Source organism: Halogeometricum sp. CBA1124 (assembly GCF_009741955.1).
Taxonomy (GTDB): Archaea; Halobacteriota; Halobacteria; order Halobacteriales; family Haloferacaceae; genus Halogeometricum; species Halogeometricum rufum.
On the sequence record NZ_WPCD01000320.1, the window covers coordinates 1 to 2,269 of the forward strand.

Consider the following 2,269-nt stretch of genomic DNA (forward strand, 5'->3'; position numbering starts at 1 on the left):
CGCCCGCGACGCCGCCACCGGGACGCTCCGCTGGCGCTTCGACGGCCGGAAGCGACCGTGGCGCGAGTCCCTCCAGTTCTCGTCGCCGCCGCTGGCGTCCGACGGCGGCCTTCTCGTCGCCGCCGAGACGGAGGTACTGGGGTTCGGTACCGCGTCCGGACGCCTCCGCTGGTCGTACGACGGGACGACGAGCGTCGAGACCCCGCTCCTCGCTGCCGGGAGCGTCTACTGCCCGGACGCCACTGACGGGACCGCCGTCCTCGACGCGACGACTGGACTCCCGCGCGACCGGTCGCCGCTTCGGACGGAACTCGACCCGCTGGCGTTCCGCGGCGGCCTCCTCGTCGGCCGCGGCGACGCCCCGGACGAACTCGCGGCGGTGGACGCCCGGACGGGTCGCCGCGAGTGGCGACTGACGCTCGGTGTCGCCGACCCCTCGTCGCTCTCGCCGTGCGTCGGCCGGGACGCCGTCTACTACGGGAGCGGCCCGCTGTACGCGGTTTCGCTCGATGACGGCGACGTGCTGTGGGAGGGCGACGTCGGCGCGCGACGCTCGGCCCTCCGGCCCGTCACCGACGGCGACCGGGTGTTCGTCGCGGCCGGCGACGGCGCGTCGCCGTTCGCTGCCGCCCTCGACGCCGCGACGGGCGACAGACTGTGGCGGACCGACGTTCCGGTGCCGCGCGACGGTCTCGCCGCCGTCGTCGGCGAGACGCTGTACCTCCCGACGAGCGACGGGTTCGTCGCCCTCGACGCGACCGACGGGGCGGAAGTCGGCCGGTTCGAGGCATCGACCGACGAGGGCGACGTTCGCTCGCCAGTCGTCGCGGACGGCACCGTCTACGTCGCGTCGGCGGGACGCTGTACGCCGTGGAGGGGTCGGCGTGACGGACGACCGGAGCGGGGCGTCCGGAAGCGACCCGAGTGCCACTGGCATCGTCGTCGCCGGCGTCGCCGACTTCTTCGGCCTCGTCTGGCTCTGGATCGCCTTCGGGACGCTGTTCCGACCGCTCTCGGTCGTCGTGAACGCCGCGCTCGTCGCGGAACCGTTCTCGTTCGGCCAACTCGCCGTGCAGGCTCCGACGCTCGCCGCCGTCGCCGTCACGAACGCGCGGTATCCGGACGCCTCCCCGCTCAGAATCTGGCTCGTCGGCCTCGCCTCGACGTTCCTGTTCGTCGCCTGCGCGGCTCTCGCGGGGACGCTCGACCCGCCGACGAGCGGGTCCGTCGTCGTCGTGGTTCGACTCGTCCTCCTCTGGGCCGGGTCGCTCGCCCTCGTCGTCGCCGCGGACCGCTACCGATGGGCCGAGCGAGGCGCGTGAGGCGTCGGGGCGCTTACGGCGTGCCGACGGCCACGTGCCGCCGGTAGAGGTAGTAGATGGCGAGGGGGACGCTCACCGTGAACGCCGTCAGGACGACGCCCGCGAGGGCGACCAGCCCGTACAGCAGGGGGTCGGGTGACCACGGCGACGCCGGGTCGTCCGAGAGCGCTCGCGCGTCCACGTAGACGGCGACCGGAAACATGACCGAGAGGACGAGGCCGACGAGTGCGGCGACGCCGCCGGCGACGACGGCCAGTCCGACCGTCAGCAGGCCGCCGGTGAGGAACACGTCGAACAGGAAGCCGACGAAGAACAGCACACCGCCGACCGCCGAGAGGACGAAGAAGACGAGCGGTGCGGCGATCCAGTACCACCAGTTCGAGTCGACCGACGCGTACGGGAGCAGGTCGCCGACCGGGTCCTCGTAGTCCCCGGTGTCGGCGGCAGGTTCGACGCCGCCTGCGCCGGCGTCGGGTTCAACGCTGCTCGCATCGGCCTCGGGTCCGGTGCCGTCCGCGCCCGCGTCGGCGTCCGCGGAAGTGGAGGGGTCGTCCATGCTCGAACCGACGGGGCGCGGGGACAAAAAGCCGCGACCGGGTGCCGAGCGACGCCGCGACCGGTCGCGCGTCGCCGGGCGAACAGACCTTTGACGGTTCGAATCCTACCGTGGGCCATGTCCCGCCCGGGCGATTCTGTCCGCGTCGCGTGGACCGTCGTCAAACGGGCGCACGCTCACGACGTCAAGTATCCCGCGGCCTCGCTAGCGTACTACGGCTTCGTCTCCCTGTTCCCGTTGCTCGTGCTCGCGCTGGCCGTTCTGAGCCGTCCCGAGGCCGCCTGGATTCAGCGGGCGACGCCGACGTTTCTCTCCCCGGCGACGCGACAGTTGGTGTACGAGGCGACGGCGAACGGGGCGGGTCGAGAGGGGGCGACGCTCCTCGCCGTCG

Annotated in this window: 2 protein-coding genes and 2 pseudogenes; 3 read left to right on the forward strand and 1 reads right to left on the reverse strand. The window is 73.0% G+C overall.

Annotated elements, in window-relative coordinates:
- Nucleotides 1-799, forward strand: a pseudogene (locus GJ632_RS26105) (PQQ-binding-like beta-propeller repeat protein); the annotation flags it as partial.
- 85 nt (nucleotides 800-884) lie between these two features.
- Nucleotides 885-1,322 carry a hypothetical protein gene (locus tag GJ632_RS24460; protein WP_231751742.1) on the forward strand — a complete coding sequence of 146 codons (438 nt, stop codon included), beginning with the start codon at nucleotides 885-887 and terminating at the stop codon, nucleotides 1,320-1,322.
- 13 nt (nucleotides 1,323-1,335) lie between these two features.
- Here the strand turns inward: GJ632_RS24460 and GJ632_RS21015 are convergent, their stop codons facing one another.
- On the reverse strand, nucleotides 1,336-1,878 hold the full coding sequence (locus GJ632_RS21015; protein ID WP_089803874.1) for a hypothetical protein: 543 nt from the start codon (nucleotides 1,876-1,878) through the stop codon (nucleotides 1,336-1,338).
- 117 nt (nucleotides 1,879-1,995) lie between these two features.
- Between GJ632_RS21015 and GJ632_RS21020 the strand changes: the two are divergent.
- Nucleotides 1,996-2,269: pseudogene (locus GJ632_RS21020) on the forward strand (YihY/virulence factor BrkB family protein); the annotation flags it as partial.